The sequence below is a fragment of the Nonomuraea sp. NPDC003201 genome (genome assembly GCF_053590415.1).
Genome location: NZ_JBSFTC010000713.1, coordinates 1 through 1,650, shown reverse-complemented (window position 1 = coordinate 1,650; position 1,650 = coordinate 1). Strand labels below are relative to the sequence as shown.

Below are 1,650 nucleotides of genomic sequence, written 5' to 3'. Positions count from 1 at the left end.
CCCGAGGCCATCGCGCTGTACGAGCGGTGCGCGTACCGGCCGATCGAGCCGTACGGGAAGTACGTGGACGCCCCGCTGACCCGCTGCTACGAGAACCCTGCGCGCCGCAGCCGGCGAGGAAGATCAGGGCGGCGGCGACGACGGAGACGCGCGCGGCGGGCGGGACGATCATCGGCATCATTCTGCCGTGGAAACCCGATGCCGCGGTCGTCCGGGAGAGAGCGGCGCGGGGCTCCTGCCCGCGCCCCATCAGCGCGTCACCGCTCAGGCTCGGCCGGCGGGCGGACCCTCGGCGTGGGAGAAAGGGACGGTGACCAGGTCCGCCTCGGGGAAGTCGGCGACAACCCCGAGGACGAGGACGCGAGCCATCCGGTTGTCCGGGGTCAGTCCACGGAGGTGTCCCAGGCTTCCTGGCGTACCTCCAGATGCGGGGAGGCGCGCAGGTCACGGAGGAGTTCCCGCCAAGGGGAGGCCCACTCGGTGCGCTGCCCTCCCGACTGGGTGAGCATGAGCGCGAACAGGCCGCCGGACAGGTCACCGCGGCCGGCCAGACGCCGGGCCGGGGGCAGCGCGACCGCGATCGGCAGCGGCGGCCGCCGTCCGTACTCGCCGAACAGTTCCGAGACGGCCTTGCCGGCCGTCCGGGCGGCGAGCACCGGCCGGTCCGCGAGCAGGTCGGCAAGGGCGCACAGGGCGTCGGCGAGTTCGTCCCCGTCCGTTTCCCCGGGGAGCAGGGCCACGCCGAGCTCGGCCACCTGGGGCAGCAGGAGGGGCTGGGCGGCGAGCACGTCCATCGCGTCCCGGGCGAGCCGCCGCCGCCACGGCTCCGGCTCCTCCTCCAAGGGCGCGGCCAGTCTCCGGGCGATGGTGTCCACGCGTTGCCTGGCCGGTGTCCGCAGGTCCTCCCCGGGTACGGCGGCGGCCAGCCTGGCCAGGACGTCCAGCGCCTGGGACCGGATCGCCCCGGCCCGCAGCAGCCCCAGGAACACCGCCATGCCCTCCCCGGTCGTCCCCGGATCGGCCACGGCCTCGATGATCTCGTCGAAGCCGCCCCGGTACCAGTGCGCCCACACGGCGAACGCCTTCGACCCGCGGAAACCCACCCCGGGCAGGTCGGCGGCCATGAGGAGGCGCCGCACCAGGTCCGCGTAACGGGGGCGGGCGGCGGGGGCGTACTCCATCGGGTGGGCCTGGAAGAGCGTGCGCAGCATCGGCTCGCCGGCGTGCGGGCCGGCGGCGTCGCCGAGCGCGTCCAGGGTCCGCGGGTCCTCGGGGATCGTGCGCAGCACCGAGGCGACGGCGACCCGTACGTCCCGGTGCAGCCCCGGGTCCTCCCACGCCCGCAGCAGCACGTCCACCGCGCCGGGCGGGCGGTTGCGGCCCAGTTGGCGGGCGGCCAGCTTGCGCAGCGTCACCTTGCTGCCGGGGGCGGTCAGCGCCTCCTCCAGCAACGGCCCGAGCAGGGACGGAGGTGTCGAACGGCAGCAGCGGGCCAGCGCGGCCACCGCGACGCGGGAGGCCGGGCCGCCGGCGTGGCCCACGAGCACGGGCACCGCGCGGGCGGGCTCGCCGGCGTGCGCCATGGCCGTGACGGCGGCTTCGGCCAGCATCGTCTCCTCCCGGTCCGCCCACGCGGCGAGGAGGTCCAGC

The 1,650-nt window shown here is 76.0% G+C and carries 1 protein-coding gene; it reads right to left on the bottom strand.

Translation table 11 applies throughout. The features are described from left to right. Positions 1-383: 383 nt before the first annotated feature. Positions 384-1,650: HEAT repeat domain-containing protein (locus tag ACWDX9_RS63040; RefSeq protein WP_449973405.1), on the bottom strand; the 1,267-nt coding region annotated here is incomplete at its 5' end.